Origin of the sequence: Microbacterium sp. (assembly GCF_051860965.1) — a bacterium.
Classification (GTDB): Bacteria; Actinomycetota; Actinomycetes; order Actinomycetales; family Microbacteriaceae; genus Microbacterium.
The window spans coordinates 254,972-277,450 of the sequence record NZ_JBIMKU010000006.1; the positions used below are offsets into that span (position 1 = coordinate 254,972).

Annotated in this window: 20 protein-coding genes and 4 tRNA genes; 12 read left to right on the forward strand and 12 right to left on the reverse strand. The window is 68.9% G+C overall.

Translation table 11 applies throughout. The annotated features are described in order from the left end of the window. The first annotated feature begins 6 nt into the window (after positions 1–6). Positions 7–1,179 (forward strand): SLC13 family permease, encoded by a 1,173-nt coding sequence (locus ACTIFV_RS13630; RefSeq protein ID WP_439593330.1) that lies wholly within the window; start codon positions 7–9, stop codon positions 1,177–1,179. On the opposite strand, the gene ACTIFV_RS13635 is transcribed toward ACTIFV_RS13630, so the two are convergent. Then, on the reverse strand, positions 1,166–1,825 hold the full coding sequence (locus ACTIFV_RS13635) for a DNA alkylation repair protein (protein WP_439593331.1): 660 nt from the start codon (positions 1,823–1,825) through the stop codon (positions 1,166–1,168). The two genes, ACTIFV_RS13630 and ACTIFV_RS13635, sit on opposite strands and share 14 nt — an antisense overlap. Positions 1,826–1,931: 106 nt before the next feature. Here ACTIFV_RS13635 and ACTIFV_RS13640 point away from each other — a divergent pair, with 106 nt between their 5' ends. Genes ACTIFV_RS13640 through ACTIFV_RS13650 form a run of 3 tightly spaced genes read left to right on the forward strand, consistent with a single transcriptional unit; the run spans position 1,932 to position 3,476 of the window. Then, a complete protein-coding gene (locus tag ACTIFV_RS13640) occupies positions 1,932–2,126 on the forward strand; it encodes a hypothetical protein (RefSeq protein ID WP_439593332.1) in 195 nt (64 codons plus the stop codon). 49 nt (positions 2,127–2,175) lie between these two features. Continuing rightward, on the forward strand, positions 2,176–2,511 hold the full coding sequence (locus tag ACTIFV_RS13645; protein ID WP_439593333.1) for a hypothetical protein: 336 nt from the start codon (positions 2,176–2,178) through the stop codon (positions 2,509–2,511). Next, a complete protein-coding gene (locus tag ACTIFV_RS13650) occupies positions 2,508–3,476 on the forward strand; it encodes a hypothetical protein (RefSeq protein ID WP_439593334.1) in 969 nt (322 codons plus the stop codon). The genes ACTIFV_RS13645 and ACTIFV_RS13650 overlap by 4 nt, the downstream gene beginning before the upstream one ends. 6 nt (positions 3,477–3,482) lie before the next feature. On the opposite strand, the gene ACTIFV_RS13655 is transcribed toward ACTIFV_RS13650, so the two are convergent. From ACTIFV_RS13655 to ACTIFV_RS13670, 4 genes are all read right to left on the reverse strand, one after another. Beyond that, the gene (locus ACTIFV_RS13655) at positions 3,483–4,538 is read right to left on the reverse strand and encodes a cupin domain-containing protein (protein WP_439593335.1); all 1,056 of its coding nucleotides are present in this window, start codon (positions 4,536–4,538) and stop codon (positions 3,483–3,485) included. A 200-nt stretch (positions 4,539–4,738) separates the two neighbouring features. Then, positions 4,739–4,810 (reverse strand) — tRNA-Val (locus tag ACTIFV_RS13660). Between the two features lie 27 nt (positions 4,811–4,837). Further along, positions 4,838–4,908, reverse strand: a tRNA-Cys gene (locus ACTIFV_RS13665). Positions 4,909–4,963: 55 nt separating this feature from the next. Further along, a tRNA-Gly gene (locus ACTIFV_RS13670) sits at positions 4,964–5,036 on the reverse strand. A 146-nt stretch (positions 5,037–5,182) separates the two neighbouring features. On the opposite strand from ACTIFV_RS13670, the gene ACTIFV_RS13675 reads away from it, so the two are divergent. Further along, positions 5,183–5,258 (forward strand) — tRNA-Val (locus tag ACTIFV_RS13675). Between the two features lie 20 nt (positions 5,259–5,278). On the opposite strand, the gene ACTIFV_RS13680 is transcribed toward ACTIFV_RS13675, so the two are convergent. The 4 genes from ACTIFV_RS13680 to zapE form a co-directional block, all read right to left on the reverse strand. Then, positions 5,279–5,653: a hypothetical protein gene (locus ACTIFV_RS13680; RefSeq protein WP_439593336.1), complete on the reverse strand. Its 375-nt coding sequence runs from the start codon at positions 5,651–5,653 to the stop codon at positions 5,279–5,281. Positions 5,654–5,720: 67 nt separating this feature from the next. Then, entirely contained in the window at positions 5,721–6,215 is a 495-nt protein-coding gene (locus tag ACTIFV_RS13685; protein WP_439593337.1) for a type II toxin-antitoxin system PemK/MazF family toxin, read from the reverse strand. Between the two features lie 78 nt (positions 6,216–6,293). Beyond that, positions 6,294–7,562 (reverse strand): ammonium transporter, encoded by a 1,269-nt coding sequence (locus ACTIFV_RS13690; protein WP_439593338.1) that lies wholly within the window; start codon positions 7,560–7,562, stop codon positions 6,294–6,296. Positions 7,563–7,725: 163 nt separating this feature from the next. Further along, positions 7,726–8,754, reverse strand: coding sequence for a cell division protein ZapE (gene zapE, locus ACTIFV_RS13695; protein ID WP_439593339.1), 1,029 nt, complete (start codon positions 8,752–8,754; stop codon positions 7,726–7,728). A 117-nt stretch (positions 8,755–8,871) separates the two neighbouring features. Here zapE and ACTIFV_RS13700 point away from each other — a divergent pair, with 117 nt between their 5' ends. Next, a complete protein-coding gene (locus tag ACTIFV_RS13700; protein ID WP_439593340.1) occupies positions 8,872–9,774 on the forward strand; it encodes a sulfurtransferase in 903 nt (300 codons plus the stop codon). 21 nt (positions 9,775–9,795) lie between these two features. After that, the gene (locus tag ACTIFV_RS13705; protein WP_439593341.1) at positions 9,796–10,227 is read left to right on the forward strand and encodes a SufE family protein; all 432 of its coding nucleotides are present in this window, start codon (positions 9,796–9,798) and stop codon (positions 10,225–10,227) included. On the opposite strand, the gene ACTIFV_RS13710 is transcribed toward ACTIFV_RS13705, so the two are convergent. Continuing rightward, positions 10,224–11,441: an alpha/beta hydrolase family protein gene (locus tag ACTIFV_RS13710; protein ID WP_439593342.1), complete on the reverse strand. Its 1,218-nt coding sequence runs from the start codon at positions 11,439–11,441 to the stop codon at positions 10,224–10,226. The genes ACTIFV_RS13705 and ACTIFV_RS13710 overlap by 4 nt on opposite strands. Before the next feature lie 34 nt (positions 11,442–11,475). On the opposite strand from ACTIFV_RS13710, the gene ACTIFV_RS13715 reads away from it, so the two are divergent. From ACTIFV_RS13715 to ACTIFV_RS13735, 5 genes are all read left to right on the forward strand, one after another. Continuing rightward, a complete protein-coding gene (locus ACTIFV_RS13715) occupies positions 11,476–12,057 on the forward strand; it encodes a DUF3000 domain-containing protein (RefSeq protein WP_439593367.1) in 582 nt (193 codons plus the stop codon). Further along, complete coding sequence (locus tag ACTIFV_RS13720) at positions 12,050–13,249, forward strand: ribonuclease D (protein ID WP_439593343.1); 1,200 nt, start codon at positions 12,050–12,052, stop codon at positions 13,247–13,249. Before ACTIFV_RS13715 ends, ACTIFV_RS13720 begins: the two co-directional genes overlap by 8 nt. Positions 13,250–13,321: 72 nt before the next feature. Next, positions 13,322–14,527, forward strand: coding sequence for a thiolase family protein (locus ACTIFV_RS13725; protein ID WP_439593344.1), 1,206 nt, complete (start codon positions 13,322–13,324; stop codon positions 14,525–14,527). Next, a complete protein-coding gene (locus ACTIFV_RS13730) occupies positions 14,527–16,686 on the forward strand; it encodes a 3-hydroxyacyl-CoA dehydrogenase NAD-binding domain-containing protein (protein ID WP_439593345.1) in 2,160 nt (719 codons plus the stop codon). The genes ACTIFV_RS13725 and ACTIFV_RS13730 overlap by 1 nt, the downstream gene beginning before the upstream one ends. 151 nt (positions 16,687–16,837) lie before the next feature. Further along, a complete protein-coding gene (locus tag ACTIFV_RS13735; protein ID WP_439593346.1) occupies positions 16,838–17,557 on the forward strand; it encodes an SPFH domain-containing protein in 720 nt (239 codons plus the stop codon). 3 nt (positions 17,558–17,560) lie between these two features. Here ACTIFV_RS13735 and dxs read toward each other — a convergent pair whose 3' ends face one another. After that, the gene (dxs, locus tag ACTIFV_RS13740) at positions 17,561–19,501 is read right to left on the reverse strand and encodes a 1-deoxy-D-xylulose-5-phosphate synthase (RefSeq protein ID WP_439593347.1); all 1,941 of its coding nucleotides are present in this window, start codon (positions 19,499–19,501) and stop codon (positions 17,561–17,563) included. A gap of 86 nt (positions 19,502–19,587) precedes the next feature. Then, the gene (locus ACTIFV_RS13745) at positions 19,588–22,422 is read right to left on the reverse strand and encodes an aconitate hydratase (protein ID WP_439593348.1); all 2,835 of its coding nucleotides are present in this window, start codon (positions 22,420–22,422) and stop codon (positions 19,588–19,590) included. Positions 22,423–22,479: the final 57 nt, after the last annotated feature.

Below are 22,479 nucleotides of genomic sequence, written 5' to 3' on the forward strand. Positions count from 1 at the left end.
TCGAGGATGGATGCCGTGCGCCTCGCGATCATCGGCGGCATCCTGCTGCTCTTCGGCGTCCTCGCCGTGGCCTTCGGCGTGCTCCCGCTGGAGGACGCGCTCGCGATCGGCGATCGCGTCTGGCCGATCCTCGTCTTCGTGATCGCCGTGACGATCGTCGCCGAGCTGGCGGCCACGGCCGGAGTGTTCGATGTCGCCTCCGCGTTCCTCGCCCGCCTGTCGCGCGGCCGTACCTGGATCCTGTGGACGCTCACGGTCGTCCTGGCGGTCCTCGCGACGGCGTTCCTCTCCCTCGACACGACCGCCGTGCTGCTCACGCCCGTCGTCGTCGCGACGGCCCGCGCTCATCGGCTCGACCCGCTGCCGTTCGCGTTCGCGACGGTATGGCTCGCGAACACGGCATCCCTCGTCCTGCCCGTGTCGAACCTCACCAACCTGCTCGCGCTCGCGCCGCTCGGACACCCGTCTCCCGCCGAGTTCGTCGCGCTCCTCGGCGCGCCCGCGCTGGTCGCGATCGCGGTCACCGTGGCGCTGCTCGTCATCGTGCACCGCCGCGGCCTGCGTGGTCGGTTCGCCGCCGCACCCGCTCCGATCATCACAGACGACCTGCAGCTGCGCGTCGCTGCGGCGGTCGTCGTCGTGCTGCTGCCGCTGCTCGTGAGCGGGGTGCCGCCGTGGATTCCGGCATCCATCGCCGCCGTCGTCCTCCTCGGCTTCTTCGCCTGGCGCTCCCCCGGGGTGCTGCGGCTCTCCCTCGTACCGGGATCGCTCGTCGTCTTCGCCTCGGGGCTCTTCCTCGCGGTCGGCGCGCTCGAAGCGTGGGGCTCGGCGTCGGTCGTCGCCGCGCTGGCGGGCACGGGCGAGGGGCTCGTCGATCTGCTGCAGCTCGCGGGAACCGGGATGCTGGGAGCCAACGCGATCAACAACCTCCCGGCGTACCTCGCTCTCGAGTCGGTCGCCTCGTCGTCGCCGGAGCGCATCGCGGCGCTGCTGATCGGAGTGAACGCCGGCCCGCTCATCACGCCGTGGGCATCGCTCGCGACGCTGCTGTGGCACGCTCGGCTGACTGCGCTCGGCGTCGCGATGCCGTGGAAGCGCTTCGTGCTTCTGGGACTCGTCGCCGCGCCGCTGACCGTCGGCCTCTCGGTCGTCTCGCTCTGGCTCGTCAGAGGTGCTTGAGCGCTTCGCGTCTGCTCAGCGGGCTGAGCTCGTGCGTGCCGACGTAGTTGCGCACCCACTCCGGTGAGACACGCGCATACTCCCGCAGCGCCCATCCGATCGCCTTGCGGATGAAGAACTCCGCGTCGCGGCGGTTCGGTTCGATGACCTCGGCGAGCAGAGCCGCATCGACGCGCTCGCGGCGGCCGAGCTGCGAGATGATCGCGATACGTCGGATCCACAGATCGTCGTCGATGGACCACTCGCGCACGAGCGCGGCCGTATCGGGACCGTGCGCGTCGTGCAGCTGGGCGAGACGGTGCGCGAGCTCGTCGGTGTAGTCCCACCACCGCCCCGTGCGGACCATGTGGTCGATGACGGGCACCACCACGGCATCCGCCTCCAGTCCCCGCAGGCCCAGGAGCGCCATCGCCGCGTAGCGCTCTTCGCGATGGGACGACCCATCCCACAGCTCCGTCGCCGCATCGATCAGCTCGGCCGGGGTCGCGTCCTTGCCGGCAGCACGCGCGATGCGGCGCGCCTCGGGCACGCGTACGCCGAGGAACGGCATCGCCGACTTCATGTACGCCTGCTGACCGGGCGCGAGCGACGGGTCGGCGGCCTCGCGAAGAGCCGCACGGATCTCGGCGACGAGCGGGGCGGTCATGCCGCGAGACTAATCGCTCCGGCCGAGTCGGTTACGGCGGCGCGGCGCGTCCCGATAGTCGGATACAGCGGTCGGCCCCCACTCCTCCGCCGCACATCGAGGTGAAATGACGAGCTCCCCAGCCGATGCCTCCACCCTGGTGGTGGACACGGAGAGCCTCGCGCGGATGCTCGACGAGCAGTTTCCGCACGAGGACGGCAACGTGCTGCGCGGCGCGCTCTTCGGAGTCCTGTTCTCACTGCCCATCTGGGGTGTGATCGGTCTGGCCGTGTGGGGAGTCTCGAGCCTCCTCGGCGGGTGATCCGGGCCGGCGAGGTTACGGGCGCCGCATCTGCCGCGAACAGTAGGACATGGTCACACTCCCCCACGTACCAGCCCTCACGACCGTCCGGATCGCTCTCCCCCGGGGTCTTCGCCTGCGCAGGCCCTCGAAAACCGTCCTGCTTCTCACCCTCGCGGCGGTCGCGCTCGCGGGTACCGTCGCCGTCAACGTCGCCCAGTCCGACGCCCAGCCCCAGCGCATGGCTCATCTCGCCGAACTGGATGCGCAGCTGTCCCTCCTGGGCCAGGACATCGCGGGCGCGAAGTTGGCCACGGGCGCGGCGGACGCCCGCGCGGCAGAACTGCGCGTCCTCATCGCGGAGCAGAACGCCCGCTTCGCCGACACGACCGGTTTCATCGAGTGATCGGGGTCTCGAAGGTCTCCGTCGTCGCGGCGGTCGTCGGCGTGACGCTCTGCTCGCTGTCGGCGACCAGCGCCATCGTGCAGTCGCTCTCCACCGACGCGCAGATCGCTGAGCGGCAGGTCGACGTCGCGCGCGGCGAGACCGACCTCGCCGCTGCGGAGAGCATGCTGCTGGATGCCGCGACGCAGCAGGGGGTCGTCGAGACGTCCTATGCCGCTCGTCGAGCCGTGCTGGACGCTCGTCCCGCTTTCGTCGCAGCGGTCGCCGATGCCGAGGCGGCACTCGCCTCGGCGAAGGACAAGGTGGACGTGTCGAAGCACCGAGCCGCGGTCCTCTCGGCGCAGGACGCCGTCCTGGCGACGACGACCGACGCGAAGGCCGTCCAGGCGCAATCGGCGGCCGTGACGGCTGTCGCGTCGACGGTCAGAGCCGAGGTCAAGGCGTATGACGACCGCGTCGCGGCGGAGGCGGCTGCCCGGGCCGCGGCTGCCGCGGCCGCCGCGCGCGGGACGCGCGGCTACGGCGGCGCGACGTGGTCGGGTGGCGGCGACGGTGGTGGCGGCGGTGGCGGCGATTGGTTCGCCGACATGCGGCAGCGACTGACGAACGTCGGCGGTGGACACATCGAGCTGCGCTGGTTCGACGGTTCGTGCGGCGGCGTGCAGTCAGCCGCCTGCGCGTACTCGTCCGGCGCGATCGGCGTATCCCCCGCCATCGCGTCGTGGTCGCCCGCGCGCAAGAACTGGGCGATGGTCCATGAGCTCGCGCACACCGTGCACTTCAGCCGGTGGAACGCCGTCGCGTCCTCCGGCGGCTACGCGCAGCTGTTCGGCTCCAATCCCGAGCTGCTCGCGAACTGCATGGCCTCGGCGCGCGGGTACACCAATCACGGTCACGCCGGTCAGTGCACGGGCGACCGCATCGCGTGGGCCGCGCAGCTGTGGAACGGCGTCGTGGCCTGGTAGGTCGCGCTAGTCGGCCGTCGCATCTCGGTCGGGGTCGCGGGGGTTCGGCCGACCGACGATGAGCGGATCGACCGGCGTGAACGGGAAGTCCGGCAGATCCCTCTCGGCGACCCCGAAGCTCGCCGAGAGGACCTCCCGCGAGAACGCGGAGGCGGTGGCGCGATAGCCGATGTCGCCGGGCATCGACCGGTCGAAGAAGATGAGGAAGTGGATGCCCTCGTCCGTGAGGGCCTCGATGTGGTGCGGGTACGCGCGCGGGATGAAGTACGCCTGCCCGGGCTCGAGCTCGTACTCGTCGAGCGTGCCGTCGGGGCTGAGGACCCGCATCCGGCCTCTGCCCTTCCACACGTAGCCGAGTTCCGCCGTGACGGGATGCCAGTGCGGCTCGCGCATGCCCGAGCCGGTGATGTTCAAGTGGTACATCGACAGATCGGACAGCGCTGCCCAGAACTGCTTGCGCGCGAGCTTCGCGAAGCCGGCTGCCGAGGAGATCGGGGGGATCTGTCCTTCCACGTCGAAGAGGTGGGCGTTGGGAAGGCCGGCCGTGTCGGGGATGGGCGCGGCGCCCGCTCGACGGAGGATCTGCGCGGCATCCGGCCGCCCGAAGGCCGCGAAGGCGGAGCTCGGCAGGTCGTAGGTGTTGCCGAGCACTGCGTCCGTCATCGCGTTGACGCTCGTCGTGAGCGAGAAGTGCTGCGGATCGTCGGTCCGCAGCGCCGCGATGATCTCGGCGCGACCGTCGCCGATGTTCTCGATGTGATAGATCGCACCCGACTCGACGTGGTACATCTGCCCGGTGTCGACCACGAAGCTCGAGAACGCGTCCCCGGTCCCGAGCAGCGAGACGAGCACGCGTCCCTGCGTGACGTAGGCGATCTGGTTCGCGTTGACGTTCCACTGCGGCTCGCGGATGGCGCCGGCTTCGAGCACGATCCGCTTGAGCGACATCCGGGACAGGATAGGGAAGGTCGCTCCGGTCAGCTGCGTGATGCTGCCGAGCTCGCTCTCGAATGCCGGGGCGGCGGAGACGAGCGAGGCGACGTGCGGGGAACGGGAGGTCATGAGCGGGCCTTTCGTCCGGGACGGATGCGTGCCTCCATCCTGGCCCGAGATGACGCGTCGATCAGCCGTCGAGGAGCACAGCACCGCTCGGTGTCCATGGGCGCTGTCCGATCGGACGGAATACGCCTCACTCGTCCGATCGCGAGGGAATCGGCAGGGAAAAAACGCGAAAACCCCGGCTGAACCGGGGTTTTCTTCCGTGCGCGATACTGGGATCGAACCAGTGACCTCTTCCGTGTCAGGGAAGCGCGCTACCGCTGCGCCAATCGCGCCCGTATGGGCTGTTCAGTTGTCCGGCGAGGTGGCGACGGGATTCGAACCCGTGTAAACGGCTTTGCAGGCCGGTGCCTAGCCGCTCGGCCACGCCACCGTGTGGATTGACCCCACGTGCGGAGAGTCCTCCGAAGAGGACTCCTTTGCACTCGAGCGGATGACGAGACTCGAACTCGCGACCCCAACCTTGGCAAGGTTGTGCGCTACCAACTGCGCTACATCCGCGTTTCCGGATCACTCCGGCAACTCGTACGACTTTAGCCGATGATTTCGATCGAGCCAAACCAAGCGAGGCCCGAGCGTGTCGTGCTCGCGGATTCGCCGGGGCCACCCGCATCCGGTAGCATCGTGACTCGATCCTCACGGATCTTGGGCGATTGGCGCAGTTGGTAGCGCGCTTCCTTCACACGGAAGAGGTCGTCGGTTCGAGTCCGGCATCGCCCACCACGATCACCTGTCCGCTTCCCTCAGTACCCCCCGCGGAAGAAGTCGTTCGCCGCGCGCGTGAACAGCAGGATCAGCCCGATCAGAGCGAGGAACGCGCCGATGAGCGCCGTCGCATTGACGCCGTGGATGAACATGACGTACACCGCCGAGGCGATGTTCGCCACGAAGATGATGGCGGTCAGGATCCGTGCGCCGTTCGAGCCGCGGAACAGGCCGAGCGAGACGATGATCGTGATCGCGCCGATGATGATCGACGCCCACGGGGCGATGGGATCCGAGCCCGGCCGGGCGCCCACGCCGGCCAGCAGCAGGACTCCTGTGATGATCTGCAGCAGTCCACTGAGCCATGCGAGCGCGGCGACGATGGTCACTCCTGCGGGACGACGTGTGGCCATGACTGCTCCTTCGCTGCCGGCTGGTGCTGATCAGCAGGATGGCAGACCGCGGCCGCGCGCGCGAGGGTCAGTTGCCGACGGGCCAGCCGTAGCGCCGGTGCAGGGCGTCGGCGACGCGCACGAAGCGTTCGAGATCGAGGATGGATGCTTCGCGGCGCATCCCGTCGACGTGCACGCTGTACAGCTGCTCGATGTCGACCCAGGACGGCCTGCCCTGGGAGTCCCACTCCCCCGAGCCGATCGAGAGGAAGTCCCGATCGCCGTCGTGCGACTTCGACGTCAGGCGCACGACGTAGACGCGATCCGCGCTCTGCCGCCCGATCACGAGCACGGGCCGGTCCTTGCCGCGGCCGTCGTGCTCGGCATAGGGGACCCACGTCCACACGACCTCGCCGGCATCCGGATCCCCGTCCATCGACGGGGCGTATGAGATCTGCAGGCCGTTGCGACCGGGCGGGTCGATCTCGATCGTCTCGGTCGTCCCCGCCTGGCCCGGTCGATGATCTCGGACGACCGCCGTGGAGGGCCGGAACAGATTCTTCAGGGCACCGAGAACGCTCACGAAGCAACCCTCGCACAAACGCCGAGGGGGCGCCGCGGATGCGACGCCCCCTCGTGTTGCTGTGTGTGTGATCGTCGATCAGACCTTCTCGTCGACGAGGACGTAGCCCTCTTCGCCGTGGACGATCGTGTCGATGCCGGCGACCTCGTCCTCGTTCTTGACGCGGAATCCGATCGTCTTCTCGATCGCGAAGCCGATGACCCATGCGAGCACGAAGGAGTAGACGAGGACGGCGACGGCGGCGATCGCCTGCACGAGCAGCTGCGTCGCGTCGCCGGTCCAGAAGAGACCCGTCGTCGAGGCGAAGAAGCCGAGGTACAGCGTTCCGATCAGGCCGCCGACGAGGTGGATGCCCACGACGTCGAGCGAGTCATCGAATCCCCACTTGTACTTGAGCTCGATCGCGAGGGCGCAGACGGCACCGGCGACGAGGCCGAGGACGATCGCCCAGATCGGGTCGAGCGATGCGCAGGCGGGCGTGATCGCGACGAGACCGGCCACGGCACCGGATGCAGCACCGACCGAGGTGGGCTTGCCGTCCTTGATCTTCTCCACGATCAGCCACGCGAGCAGAGCCGCTGCCGGGGCGGCGATCGTGTTCACGAACGCGAGCGCGGCCGTGCCGTCGGCAGCGAGCTCGGAACCCGCGTTGAAGCCGAACCAGCCGAACCACAGCAGGCCGGCGCCGAGGAGGACGAACGGCGGGTTGTGCGGGACGTGCACGCCCTTCTGGAAGCCGACGCGCTTGCCCAGGACGAGCGCGAGGGCGAGAGCTGCGGCACCGGCGTTGATGTGGACGGCCGTACCACCGGCGAAGTCGATCGCGCCGACGCCGAACCACTCCTGCATGCCGTAGGTGATCCAGCCGCCGTAGGCGAACGAGCCGTCGTCGGCGAGACCGAAGTTGAAGACCCAGCTCGCGACCGGGAAGTAGACGACAGTCGCCCAGATCGCGGCGAAGATGAGCCACGACCCGAACTTCGCGCGGTCGGCGATGGCGCCGGAGACGAGCGCGACCGTGATGATCGCGAAGGTGGCCTGGAACGCGACGAACGCGAGCGGCGGGAACGCGGCGCCCTCGGGCACCTCGAGCAGGCTCTGCAGCCCGATCGCCGACCAGTCGATCGACCACGGGGCGACGAGGCCCTCAGCGCCCGGGAACGCGATCGCGTAGCCGTAGACGACCCAGATGACGCCGATGAGGCCCATGGCGCCGAAGCTGAGCATCATCATGCTGATGACGCTCTTGGCCTTGACCAGACCGCCGTAGAAGAACGCCAGCCCGGGCGTCATCAACAGCACGAGTGCCGCGGCAATCAGGATGAATGCGGTGTTGCCTTGATCCATCTCGGAGCAAACCTCTCTGCAGGGACGCCAGAGTGCGTCGGGTGTCCCCAGTGTCGCCACCGACCGTTTCGAGCGTCGTGCGGGTCGTGTTTCGGGTCGGTTACGTCGATACCCGTGAGGTAAACATCAGATTTCGGGATGCCTCGAAGCATCCGGCAATCCGTCAGGAGAGCGTTGACGCGACGAGTCGCGAGATGGCGCGCAGGTACTTCTTGCGGTACCCGCCGCCCAGCATCTCGTCGGGGAACACGCGGTCGAGCGTCAGGCCGGTGGCCCGGATCGGCAGCTGCGCGTCGTACACGCGGTCGATGAAGGCCACGAAGCGGAGCGCGGCCGACTGGTCGGTGAACGCGGCGACGTCGCGGAGCCCGACCTGGCCGAGTCCCTCGATCAGGCGGATGTACCGCGACGGGTGCACGCGCGCCAGGTGCGCGACGAGCGCGTCGAAGTCGTCGTCCGACGCGAGACCGGATGCCGCGGCATCCGCCGTCGCCGCGTCGTACTCCGCCGCGCTGAGCGACACCGCGTGCCCGTCGACGGCGCGCTGCCGGTAGTCGGTCCCGTCGATGCGCAGGGTCTCGAAGCTCGCCGCCATCGCGTGGATCTCGCGCAGGAAGTCCTGCGCCGCGAATCGGCCCTCGCCGAGGGCGTTGGGCGGGGTGTTGGACGTCGCTGCGAGGCGGGTTCCGGATGCCACGAGCTCGCCGAGAAGCCGAGTCATGACCATCGTGTCGCCCGGGTCGTCGAGCTCGAACTCGTCGATGCACAGGAGGTCGGCGCCGCGGAACAGGTCGACCGTGTTCTTGTAGCCCATCGCGCCGACGAGCGCCGTGTACTCGATGAACGACCCGAAGTACTTACGACGTGCCGGAAGCGCGTGGTACACCGCCGCGAGCAGGTGGGTCTTGCCGACGCCGAAGCCGCCGTCGAGATAGACGCCGGGCTTGATCTCGGGGCCGCGCTTCGCGCGCTTGAAGAACCCGCCCTTCGCAGCCGGTGCGCCGACGCCGCTGAACGCCATCAGCGTGTCCTTCGCCGCCTGCTGCGAGGGGAACGCCGGATCCGCCCGATACGTGTCGAACGTCGCGTCCCGGAACTGCGGGGGCGGAACGAGGGCCGCGACCATCTCGGCGCCCGTCAGCTGCGGTGCGCGCTCGGCGAGGTGGACGATGCCGATCGGCCCCTGGGACATGCGGATCCTCGTAACAGTCTGACGGATTCGGTGCCCTCCGCCGCGGACGAATCTAGGCTCGGAGTAGCGGTTCAACCCTATGCCGTCGCACATGCCACCCCGACCCGAGGAGCATCCATGTCCGTCGAGTTCGACACGTCGTCCCCCAAGTTCGCCGAGTACTCCGAGCCCGGGCGGCTCGTGACCGGCGAATGGCTCGAAGCGCGCCTGGGTCGGCCCGGTCTCGTCGTCGTCGAGTCCGACGAGGACGTGCTGCTGTACGAGACGGGTCACATCCCGGGCGCCGTGAAGGTCGACTGGCACACCGAGCTCAACGACCCCGTCGTCCGCGACTACGTCGACGGCGCGGGCTTCGCGAAGCTGTTGAGCCGCAAGGGCATCTCGCGTGACGACACGGTCGTCATCTACGGCGACAAGAACAACTGGTGGGCGGCCTACGCCCTGTGGGTGTTCTCGCTCTTCGGCCACGAGGACGTCCGTCTGCTCGACGGCGGCCGCGACAAGTGGATCGCCGAGGGCCGTCCGATCACGACGGATGCCTCCACCCCGGCATCCACCGACTATCCCGTCGTCGAGCGCGACGACTCCGTGCTGCGCGCCTACAAGGCGGACGTCCTCGCCCACCTCGGCAACCCGCTCATCGACGTGCGCTCGCCCGAGGAGTACAGCGGAGAGCGCACCACCGCGCCCGCCTACCCCGAGGAGGGCACGCTGCGCGCGGGCCACATCCCGTCGGCGCAGAGCGTGCCGTGGGCGCGTGCCGTGGCGGCGGACGGCGGCTTCAAGTCGCGTGCCGAACTCGACGCGATCTACCGCGACGAGAAGGGCCTGAAGGACGGCGACGAGATCATCGCCTACTGCCGGATCGGCGAGCGGTCCAGCCACACCTGGTTCGTGCTCAACCACCTGCTCGGCTTCGAGAACGTGCGCAACTACGACGGCTCGTGGACCGAATGGGGCAGCGCCGTGCGCGTGCCCATCGTGACGGGCTCCGAGCCGGGCGAGGTCCCGGCCCGCTGAGCGCGTGGGAGAATCGGCGGGATGACTCTCCCAGACGCCCTCGCTGAGATCCGCGACGAGTTCCTCGAGCTCGACGAGCCCGACAGGCTCCAGCTGCTGCTCGAGTTCTCGCAGGAGCTTCCTGCCATCCCCGCCGAGTACGACGGGCATCCCGAGCTGTGCGAGCGCGTCGTCGAATGCCAGTCCCCCGTCTACATCGTGATCGACGTCGACGGCGACGACGTCGTGAGGATGCATGCGACGGCGCCTCCGGAGGCTCCCACGACGCGCGGGTTCGCCAGCATCCTGGTCCAGGGGATCTCGGGTCTCACCGCCGACGAGGTCCTCGCGATCCCCGACGATTACCCGCAGAGCATCGGGCTCACGCGTGCGGTGTCGCCCCTGCGCATCTCGGGCATGGCGGGCATGCTCGCCCGCGCCAAGCGCCAGGTGCGCGCCAAGCGCGCCGGCTAGGCGTCGGACGACTCCTGTGCGACGAATCCGCGGGTCGTGAGCCACGAACGGATGCTGTCGCTCCAGCGCTGCTGGTCGTAGTTCCACAGCTTCGTGTGCCGGGCCACCTCGAACACCTGCAGCTCGACCAGGTCGGGGCGGGCGACGGTGAGGTCGTGCGAGGCGTCCGACGGCACGAAGCCGTCGTCATCGCTGTGCAGGATGAGCATGGGATGCCGCAGCTCCTGCGCGCGCGCGACGACGTCGAGGCGATCGAAGGGGATGGACGCGCCGGACCGGGTCACCGGGTTCGCCCAGTCGTGCTGCAGCGCCTCGATCGCGAGATCGGTGACGGCGGTCGGCACGTGCATCATCCTGGCCTGATAGTCGAGCACGATCTTCCAGTCGACGACGGGCGACTCGAGCACGAGACCCGCGATGAGGTCGCGGTGCGCCGAGTTGAGCGACACCTGCAGGGCGATGGCACCGCCCATCGACCATCCCATCAGCAGGACGCGCTTCGCCCCGCGCCGACGGGCGAAGCCGATCGCCGCATCCACGTCCCGCCATTCGGTCGAGCCGAGCCCGTAGGTGCCGGATCTGCTCCTCGGCGCCTCGCCGTCGTTGCGGTACGACACGACGAGCGTCGTGATGCCGAGCGCCGTGAACACGGGCACCGCCCGCAGGCACTCGGACCGGGTCGTGCCGCGACCGTGGACCTGGATGACCCACACGTCGCCGTCGCCGGCGGGGAAGAGCCATGCGGGGCAGGGACCGACGGCCGAGCCGATCAGCTCGGGGGTGTAGGGCAGGTGCAGCTCGTCGGGGCGCTGGTAGTACCAGCCGCTGAACGCGGCCTCGGCCCCCAGACTGCTCGTGGGGCCGACATGGGTCAGCAGCTTGCGCTTGACGCTCGCGTCGTCCTCGGCCAGGACCGACCCGAGCTTGATGTAGTCGGCCGTCCCGGTCGTGAAGAGTCCGTACCGACCGGGCAGGACCGTGTCGGGAGTGCGCGTGAGCGTGATCGTCTGGGCCGCCGTGTCGAGCGACAGGATGCGCGTGTCGGTCTCGCGTCGCGCCGGTGTCACGACCTTGCGCGCGAGACGCGCGGACGTGAGGCCGAGCAGTGCGAGCGCCGCCGCGAGGGCCACGCTCATCAGAGTGAGTGCGACCCTGACGCCGGCGACGAGACCGGGACTTGCGCCGGGGTTCGCGGCGCGCCTGGGAGTGAGCATCGAGGCATCACTCTAGTCTGTCGGCGTGGCCAGGATGCCTCCCCCCGCCCTTCCGGCGACCTTCGCGCTCGCGACCGATGAGGTGCGCGCCGCGGAGTTCCGCGACGACCTGACGGTGCGCGAGATCCCCGCCCCCGAGGGCCTCGCTCCGTCGTCCCTCGCACTGGCGGGTGACGTGCGCCCCGAGCCGGGCTCCGACGATTCCGTGTTCGGCACGGGGCGCTTCATCCTCCTCCACGATCCGTCGGCGCCGAGCTCATGGGACGGCGCATGGCGCATCGTGTGCTTCGCGCAGGCGCCTCTCGAGCACGACATCGGCGTCGACCCGCTCGTGGCGGATGTCGCATGGGCGTGGCTCACGGATGCCCTGGCCTCTCGCAGCGCCGCGTTCCACTCGGCGGCGGGGACCGCCACGAAGACGATCTCGAAGGGTTTCGGCTCGCTCGCGGCGGAAGGTGACGGCGCGCAGATCGAACTGCGGGCATCATGGTCTCCGGACGGCCCACTCACGGCGCACGTCGAGGCGTGGGCCGAGCTCGTGTGCATGCTCGCAGGGCTGCCGCCCGGATCGGAAGGAATAGCGATGCTCGGTGCTCGCAGGTCGACGCGTGGCTGAATACGAGGTCATCGCAGACGGGGCGGGGCTGGAGCGCGCTGCCGACGTGCTCGGACGGGGAACGGGGCCGGTCGCGGTCGATGTCGAGCGCGCTTCGGGGTTCCGCTACTCCCAGCGCGCCTACCTCATCCAGGTCTTCCGCCGCGATGCCGGCGTCTTCCTCTTCGATCCTCCCCCGATCGGGGACTTCAGTGCCCTGCAGGCGGCGATCGGCGACGAGGAGTGGGTGCTGCACGCCGCGAGCCAGGATCTCCCGTCGCTGCGCGAACTCGACCTGCTCCCCGCGACCCTGTTCGACACCGAGCTCGCTGCCCGTCTGCTCGGACACGAGCGCGTCGGGCTCGGCGCTGTCGTCGAGGACACGCTCGGCATCACCCTCGAGAAGGCCCACTCGGCGGCGGACTGGTCGACGCGCCCTCTCCCCCAGTCCTGGCTCGAGTACGCCGCGCTCGACGTCGAGCATCTCGTCGACGTCCGCGACGCGCTCGTCGCCGAGCTGGTCGAGCAGGGCAAGACGACGATCGCGGCCGAGGAGTTCCAGGCGACCCTCGAGCGGCTGCCCAAGCCCGCGCGCGAGGAGCCGTGGCGCCGGCTGAGCGGGCTGCACACGGTCCGCGGACGCAAACCGCTCGCCGTCGCCCGCGCGCTGTGGCAGGCACGCGAGGACTTCGCCCGCGAGCAGGATGTCTCGCCGGGCCGGCTCGTGCCGGATCGCTCGCTCGTCGCCGCCGTGCTCGCCAACCCTTCCACGAAGCAGGAGCTCGCCGCGCTCAAGGAGTTCAACGGGCGCGCGAGCCGCTCGCAGCTCGACCGCTGGTGGGCGGCGATCGAAGCGGGCCGGGCCGAGACGTCCCTTCCGCTCGAGCGCGCCTCGGGCGGCGACACCCTGCCACCGCCGCGCGCGTGGGCGGACCGCAACCCCGAGGCGGACGCACGCCTCAAGGCGGCGCGACCCCTCGTCGAGGAACGCGCCGAGGCGCTGAACATGCCGACCGAGAACCTGCTGACGCCCGACACTCTCCGCCGCGTCGCGTGGGCGCCGCCGCAGGCGGTGGATGCCGCATCCATCGCCGAGTCGCTCGCCGGGCTGGGCGCGCGCCCCTGGCAGATTGCCGAAACCGCACAGACGATCGCGGATGCGTTTGTGGGTTCCGTGCAAGCCGCTTCCGAGGGGCCGGAAAGCGGTTCGTAGGTTTCCGCCACCCGCTTTCTCGTGTTCGTGACGCCTCCATAGGCTGGATGGATACCAAACAATGGAGGCAGAGTGGCCGAGCTTTCGGACGTCTTCTTCGTCGACGGCATGCGTACCCCTTTCGGGCGTGCCGGCGAGAAGGGCATGTATTTCAACACCCGCTCCGATGACCTCGCCGTCAAGGCGACCATCGGACTCATGGAGCGCAATCCCGGTGTTCCCGCGGACCGCATCGACGACGTCGCGATCGCCGCGACGAGCCAGACGGGCGATCAGGGTCTGACCCTCGGCCGTTCGGTCGCGACCCTCGCAGGGCTCCCGCTGACCGTGCCGGGCTTCGCGATCGATCGCATGTGCGCGGGTGCGATGACGAGCGTGACGACGATGGCGGGTTCGATCGGCGTCGGCATGTACGACCTCGCCCTCGCCGGCGGCGTCGAGCACATGGGCCGTCACCCGCTGGACGGCAGCAACGTCGACCCGAACCCGCGCTTCGTCGCCGAGCGCCTCGTGAGCGCGGACGCGCTCAACATGGGCATGACGGCCGAGCGCATCCACGACCGCTTCCCGCACATGACCAAGGAGCGCGCAGACCGCTTCGGCATGCTGTCGCAGCACAAGGCGCAGGCCGCGTACGACGACGGCAAGTTCCAGCCGGACCTCGTGCCGGTGGCCGTCAAGGGCGCCGACGGCGCCTGGGGTCTCGCGACCGAGGACGAGGGCCGTCGCCCGCAGACGACGATGGGGGACCTCGCGGGGCTGAAGACGCCGTTCCGCCCGCACGGTCGCGTGACCGCGGGCACGTCGTCGCCGCTCACCGATGGTGCGACGATGTCGCTCCTCGCCGGCGGCGGAGCCGTCAAGGAGTTCGGCCTCGCCCCCAAGATGAAGCTCGTGTCGTTCGCCTTCGCCGGCGTGCAGCCCGAGATCATGGGCATCGGACCGATCCCCTCCACCGAGAAGGCGCTCAAGAAGGCCGGACTCACGATCGGCGACATCGGCCTCTTCGAACTGAACGAGGCCTTCGCGATCCAGGTGATCTCGCTCCTGGACCACTTCGGGATCGCCGACGACGACCCGCGCGTGAACCAGTGGGGCGGCGCGATCGCGCTCGGCCACCCGCTCGCCGCGACCGGCGTGCGTCTGATGATCCAGCTCGCGGCGCAGTTCGCCGAGCGCTCCGACGTCCGCTACGGCCTCACGGCGATGTGCGTGGGCCTCGGACAGGGCGGCTCGGTCATCTGGGAGAACCCGCACTACGACGGAAAGAAGAAGTGATGGCGAAGTCCGTGTCAGACCTGTACGCCGACGTCGACTTCTCCCCCATCCAGGCGCTCACCGACGGTGAGGTGATCACGCAGTCGACGGTGCGAGACATCCGTCTCGCCTCCGGCAAGGTTCTCGCCCTGGTGACCCTCGACAACGGACGCGATCACAACCGGCCGAACACGTTGGGGCCCGCGACGATGACGCAGCTCGGCGAGACGCTCGACGCTCTCCAGGCGCGCGCGGCCGCCGGCGAGATCCAGGCGGTCGGCATCACCGGCAAGCAGTACATCCTCGCCGCCGGTGCCGATCTGTCCGACATCAGCAAGGTCGGCTCGAAGGCGAACGCCAAGCTCATCGCGCAGCTCGGCCACAAGGTGTTCGGCAAGCTCGAAGACCTCGGTGTGCCGACGTTCGCCTTCGTCAACGGGCTCGCGCTCGGCGGCGGACTCGAGATCGCGCTCAACTCGACGTATCGCACGGTGGATGCCTCGGCAGCGGCCATCGCGCTGCCCGAGGTCTTCCTCGGCATCATCCCCGGGTGGGGCGGCGCTTACCTGCTGCCGAACCTCATCGGCATCGAGAACGCGCTCGAGGTGGTCATCTCGAACCCTCTGAAGCAGAACCGCATGCTCAAGCCGCAGCAGGCCTTCGACTATGGGATCGTCGATGCGATCTTCCCGGCGGCGAACTATCTCGAGAACTCGCTGACGTGGGCCGACGGAGTGCTCTCCGGCAAGATCAAGGTCGAGCGCAAGAACGAGCCCGGCAAGATCGAGCGGCTCACGAAGTGGCCGATCGCGATCAAGATGGCGCGCGGCATGCTCGAATCGCGCATCGGCACGGTGCCGAAGTCGCCGTACGCCGCCCTCGAGCTGCTCGACAAGGCCAAGAGCGGCACCAAGGCCGAGGGATTCGCCCGCGAGGACGAGGCGCTGGCCGATCTCGTGACGGGCGATCAGTTCGCGGCATCCATGTACGCCTTCGACCTCGTGCAGAAGCGCGCGAAGCGGCCCGTCGGCGCACCCGACCGCGCTCTCGCGAAGAAGGTGACGAAGGTCGGCATCATCGGTGCCGGGCTCATGGCGAGCCAGTTCGCGCTGCTGTTCGTGCGCAAGCTGCAGGTTCCCGTCCTGATCACCGACCTCGACCAGGCGCGCGTCGACAAGGGCGTCGCCTACATCCACGACGAGATCGGCAAGCTCGAGGCGAAGGGTCGTCTCGACGGCGACTCCGCCAACAAGCTGCGCGGGCTGGTCACGGGAACGACCGACAAGAGCCTCTACGCCGACTGCGACTTCGTCATCGAGGCCGTCTTCGAAGAGGTCGGAGTCAAGCAGACGGTGTTCGGCGAGATCGAGAAGATCATCGCCGACGATGCGATCCTCGCGACGAACACGTCGTCGCTGTCGGTCGAGGAGATCGGCGAGAAGCTCGAGCACCCTGAGCGCCTCGTCGGGTTCCACTTCTTCAACCCGGTCGCCGTCATGCCGCTCATCGAGATCGTCAAGACGCCTCAGACGTCGGATGCCGCGCTGTCGACGGCGTTCATCGTCGCGAAGGGACTCGGAAAGAACGCCGTGCTGACGGCGGATGCGCCGGGCTTCGTCGTCAACCGTCTGCTCGCGAAGGTCATGGGCGAGGCGGCGCGCGCCGTCTACGAGGGCACGCCGCTGCTCACGGTCGAGAAGGCGTTCGCACCGATCGGCCTGCCGATGACGCCGTTCGCACTCATCGACCTCGTCGGCTGGAAGGTCGCCGCCCACGTGCAGGACACGATGGCGCACGCGTTCCCCGACCGGTTCTACGCGAACGAGAACTTCCACCAGCTCGCGGAGCTGGCGGAGGTCGTCGAGAAGGACAAGTCGGGCCGTGTGACCGGCTGGTCCAAGGCTGCGGAGAAGGTCCTGAACGGCGCCGTGGGCAAGACGCCCGCGTCCGATGCCGAGATCCTCCAGCGCGTGCAGGACGGCCTCGCGCAGGAGATCAGGATCATGCTCGACGAGGGCGTCGTGCCCGAGGTCGAAGACATCGACCTGTGCCTCATCCTCGGCGCGGGCTGGCCGTTCATCGACGGCGGCGCATCGCCCTACCTCGACCGCGAAGGTGCTTCGGAGCGCGTCTTCGGCGACACCTTCCACCACCCGGTCATCAAGGGCATCGCCTCCTGACACCGCTGTGACACGACGGCCCGGGCTCGCGCAGCCCGGGCCGTCGTCTTTCGTTCACCCGGCGTCGACACGCGGCGAACGATCGGTGAACTCTTCATTCGAGTCCGCTGTTCTGCGCTCCAGGGCCGCGCGGGCCGGGCATCCTGGCTCCATGTTCGACATGATCGCGAGCCTGTTCAGCGGCAACGCCCTCAGCGTCCTGGTCAAGACGAGCGGGGCGGCCTTGACCATGCTGGTCGTCGTGCCGGCCCTCATGAAGCTGTTCCTCGTGACGGTCGACGAGGGCTCGGCGGCGATCCGCACCCGCAACGGCAAGCCGATCATCCGCAAGGCGAAGGGCGGGGGCGACGAGCGCGGCGAGGTCGTGGTGCTCCGCCCCGGCACGCATGGTGCGTTCCCGATCTTCAACTGGTATCGGATGGTCGACGTACGGGCCCGCTCGACGGACCTCCCCGCCCGCAGCCTCACGGGCGAGGGCGGCCACCAGCATCTCGTGCACGCATCGTACGACTGGCGCCCGATCGTCTCGGGCCACGACCTGCGCGTGCTCGAACTCGACGTGGTGAATCCGAAGGAGCGCTCGGGCAACATCGTGGGCGCGGCCCTGCGCGACCTCGTCCACGGGCTCGAGGGCGGAACGCTGCCGACGAACGCCGAGCTCTCCGATCGCATCGTCGCCGCGTGCGCCGCACAGGTGCAGCGCGACTGCGGGATCGAGCTGCTGAGCGTCATGGTCACGGGCGACGCGCTCACCGACGGCTACCTGCTGTCGCAGGCGATCACGTCCGGAGGCACGACTGACACGACACCGGATGACGGGGACCCCACCATCCCGACCGTCTTCGCGGGCCGCCTGACCTCGGTGGGGTGAGCCTCAGCGCCGCGCGCGGTCGATCAGAGGCAGTTCGCTCGGCGCGGGGCGCGCGACGGGGATGCGGATTCCCAGCACCTGAGAGACGATGTCCTGCGCGATCTTGGATGCGGTGAGGCCCGCGCCCTCGAGGATCTGCTCACGGCTCGCGTGGTCGAGGAACTCGTCGGGCACGCCCAGCTCGTCCACCGCTGTATCGATGCCGGCTTCGCGCAGCACCTGTCGCACGCGGGTGCCGACGCCGCCGACGCGGATGCCGTCCTCGATGGTGATGACGAGGCGATGGGATGCCGCGAGCTCGACGATCGACGGCTGGACGGGAATCGCCCAGCGCGGATCCACCACGGTGGATCCGATCCCCTGTGCGCGCAGGCGGTCGGAGACCTCCACCGCGATGTGCGCCATCGGCCCGATGCCCACGATGAGGACGTCCTCGGCGTCGGAGCGCACCAGGACGTCGACGCCGTCCTCCAGCCGCTCGATGGCCGGGAGATCGGGGCTCACGCTGCCTTTGGGGAACCGGACGACGGTCGGCGCATCCGACACGGCGACTGCCTCGCGCAGCTCCTCGCGGAGCCGCTCGGCGTCGCGCGGAACGGCGATGCGGATGTGCGGCACGATCTGCAGCATCGCGAGGTCCCAGATGCCGTGATGGCTGGGCCCGTCGGGACCCGTGACACCCGCGCGGTCCAGGACGAAGGTCACCCCCGCGCGATGGAGCGCGACATCCATCAGCACCTGATCGAACGCGCGATTCATGAACGTCGCATAGATCGCGAGCACGGGATGCAGGCCGCCGAACGCGAGCCCGGCCGCCGAGGCGACGGCGTGCTGCTCGGCGATGCCGACGTCGTAGACACGGTCGGGGAATCGCTGCGCGAAGGAAAGCAGACCGGTGGGGCGCAGCATCGCGGCCGTCATGGCGATGACGTCGTCACGGCTTTCGCCGATGCGCACGAGCTCCTCGGCGAACACGTCGGTCCAGGCCGGGTCGGAGCCCGCCCCGCCGATCGCGGCACCCGAGACGGGATCGATCTTGCCGACCGCGTGGAACTGATCTGCCACGTCGTCGAGCGCCGGCTGATACCCGCGCCCTTTCTCGGTGATCGCGTGCACGATGACCGGCGCCCCGTACGCCTTGGCGAGCTCGAGCGTCTCGAGCAGCGCGGGGAGATCGTGGCCGTCGACGGGGCCGAGGTACTTGATGTCGAGGTTCGAATAGAGCTCGGTGTTGTTCGTGAAGCGCGACAGGAACCCGTGCGTGCCGCCGCGGACACCGCGGTAGACGGCGCGCGCCGCCGGGCCGAGCTTGCGGAAGAGGCTGTCCGAGCCCTCGTGCAGGTTGCGGTAGGCGTCGGCGGTCCGCACGCGGTTGAGGTACCGTGCCATGCCGCCGATCGTCGGCGCGTACGAGCGGCCGTTGTCGTTGACGACGATCACGAGGTTGCGGTCGTTGTCGTCGGAGATGTTGTTGAGCGCCTCCCACGTCATGCCGCCCGTGAGGGCGCCGTCGCCGACGACGGCGACGACGTGACGGTCCTTCCGCCCCGTGCGGGTGAGTGCGCGCGAGACGCCGTCCGCCCAGCTGAGCGAGCTGGAGGCGTGGGATGACTCCACGACGTCATGTGCGCTCTCGGAGCGCTGCGGGTAGCCCGCGAGACCACCGCGCGCGCGGAGCTTCGAGAAGTCCTGACGCCCCGTCAGGAGCTTGTGGACGTAGGACTGATGGCCCGTGTCGAAGATCACCGGATCGTTCGGCGAGTCGAAGACGCGGTGGATCGCGATGGTGAGCTCGACCACACCCAGGTTCGGGCCGAGGTGGCCACCGGTGCGTGCGACGTTCTCGATGAGGAATTCGCGGATCTCGCCGGCGAGCTGATCGAGCTCGGCGGGTGAGAGAGCATCGAGATCGCGCGGCTCGCGAATCGTGGGAAGCAGCGCCATGGATTCATCCTAACCGCGGGGTGCGCGTGAGGGCCGGACACGCGTCGAGGGGCCCGGAAACTCCCGGACCCCTCGACGACGGGTGCTCAGACGAGCGAGCGCAGTACGTACTGCAGGATGCCCCCGTTGCGGTAGTAGTCCGCCTCACCCGGCGTGTCGATGCGCACGACCGCGTCGAACTCGACGGTCTGCTTGCCCTCGGGCGAGAACTCGCTCGGCTCGGCCGTCACGCGCACGGTCTTGGGCGTGACGCCGTCGTTCAGCTGCTCGAGACCCGTGATCGAGACGATCTCGGTGCCGTCGAGTCCGAGCGACTCCCAGGACTCCCCCGCGGGGAACTGCAGCGGCACGACGCCCATCCCGATGAGATTCGACCGGTGGATGCGCTCGAAGCTCTCGGTGATGACGGCCTTGACGCCCAGCAGGCTCGTGCCCTTGGCCGCCCAGTCGCGCGACGAGCCGGAGCCGTACTCCTTGCCGCCGAAGATCACGAGCGGCACACCCGCGGCCTGGTAGTTCATGCTCGCGTCGTAGATGTACGACTGCGGACCCCCCTCGAGGGTGAAGTCGCGCGTGAAGCCGCCCTCGACCACGGCGCCGTCGTTCACGGCGCTGACGAGCATGTTCTTCAGGCGGATGTTCGCGAACGTGCCGCGGATCATCACCTCGTGGTTGCCGCGACGCGAGCCGAAGGAGTTGAAGTCCTTCTGGCGGACGCCGTGCGCCTCGAGGTACTTCGACGCCGGAGTGCCGATCTTGATGTTGCCGGCCGGCGAGATGTGGTCGGTCGTGACCGAGTCGCCGAGCGTCGCCATGACGCGGGCGCCGTGGATGTCGGCGACCGGAGTGAGCTCCATCTTCATGCCGTCGAAGTACGGCGCCTTGCGCACGTAGGTCGAGTTCTCGTCCCACTGGAAGATCGAGTCGTCGGGCGTCGGCAGGTTCTTCCAGCGGTCGTCGCCCTCGAACACCGTCGCGTACTGCTTGATGAACTGCTCGCGCGAGATCGACGAGTCGATGGTCGCCTGCACTTCCTCGGTCGACGGCCAGATGTCCTTGAGGAACACGTCGTTGCCGTCGTGGTCCTTGCCGAGGGCATCCGTCTCGAAGTCGAAGTGCATCGAACCGGCGAGGGCGTACGCCACCACGAGCGGCGGCGACGCGAGGTAGTTCATCTTCACGTCGGGGCTGATGCGGCCCTCGAAGTTGCGGTTGCCCGAGAGCACCGCGGTGACGGCGAGGTCGTGGTCGTTCACCGCGGCCGAGACCTCTTCGATGAGGGGACCCGAGTTGCCGATGCAGATCGTGCAGCCGTAGCCCACCGTGTAGAACCCGAGCCCTTCGAGCGCCTTGTCGAGGCCCGACTTCTCGTAGTAGTCGGTCACGACCTTGGACCCCGGGCCGAGCGTGGTCTTGACCCACGGCTTCTGCTTGAGGCCCTTGTTGAGCGCGTTGCGCGCCAGCAGGCCCGCCGCGAGCATGACCGAGGGGTTCGACGTGTTGGTGCACGACGTGATCGCCGCCAGCGTCACGGCGCCGTTGTCGAGGATGTACGACTCGCCGCTGGGGGTCGTCACCTTGACGGGCTTGGATGCCGCCGCCGGCCCCCCGCTGGAGATGTGGACGACGCGCGTCTCCTCGTGCTCGTCGCCGGGCGCGGCGCCCGGGTCGGAGGCCGGGAACGAGTGCTTCGACTCGAGATCGACGATGTCGTCGGAGGTCGTGGCGTCGGCGTAGTTGAGGATGTCGACCTCGAACTGCGACTTCGCGTTCGACAGCAGGATGCGGTCCTGCGGACGCTTGGGCCCGGCGATCGACGGCACGACCGTCGACAGGTCGAGTTCCATGTACTCGCTGAAGGCGGGCTCGTGGGCCGGGTCGTGCCAGAGCTTCTGCAGCTTGGAGTACTGCTCGACGAGAGCGATCGACTCTTCGCTGCGGCCCGTGAGGCGCAGGTAGTCCAGCGTCACGTCGTCGATGGGGAACATCGCGGCCGTCGAGCCGAACTCGGGGCTCATGTTGCCGATCGTCGCGCGGTTGGCGAGGGGGACGGATGCCACGCCCGCGCCGTAGAACTCGACGAACTTGCCGACCACGCCGTGCTTGCGCAGCATGTCGGTGATCGTCAGCACGACGTCGGTGGCCGTGACGCCGGCGGGGATCTCGCCCGTGAGCTTGAAGCCGACGACGCGCGGGATGAGCATCGACACGGGCTGGCCCAGCATCGCGGCCTCGGCCTCGATGCCGCCGACGCCCCAGCCGAGCACGCCCAGACCGTTCACCATCGTGGTGTGCGAGTCGGTGCCGACGCAGGTGTCGGGGTACGCGCGCAGGACGCCGTTCACGTTCCGGTCGTAGATGACCTTCGCGAGGTGCTCGATGTTGACCTGGTGCACGATGCCGGTGCCCGGAGGGACGACCTTGAAGTCCTGGAACGCGGTCTGGCCCCAGCGGAGGAACTGGTAGCGCTCACCGTTGCGCTCGTACTCGATCTCGACGTTGCGCTCGAGAGCGTTCTCGGTGCCGAAGAGGTCGGCGATGACCGAGTGGTCGATGACCATCTCGGCCGGCGAGAGCGGGTTGATCTTGTCGGGGTCGCCGCCGAGCGCCGTCACCGCTTCGCGCATGGTGGCGAGGTCGACGATGCAGGGGACGCCGGTGAAGTCCTGCATCACGACGCGCGCGGGCGTGAACTGGATCTCGGTGTCGGGCTCGGCTGCGGGATCCCACGAGCCGAGCGCCTGGATCTGCTCCTTGGTGACGTTCGCGCCGTCTTCGGTGCGCAGCAGGTTCTCGAGCAGCACCTTGAGGCTGAACGGGAGCTTCTCGTAGCCGTCGACGGTGTCGATGCGGAAGATCTCGTAGTCGGTGCTGCCGACCGTCAGGGTGCTCTTGGCACCGAAGCTGTCAACCGTGGACACGTGTGTCTCCTTCGTCGGCGGCGGAGCGCAGCGCACTGGCGCGCGTTCCCCATCTTT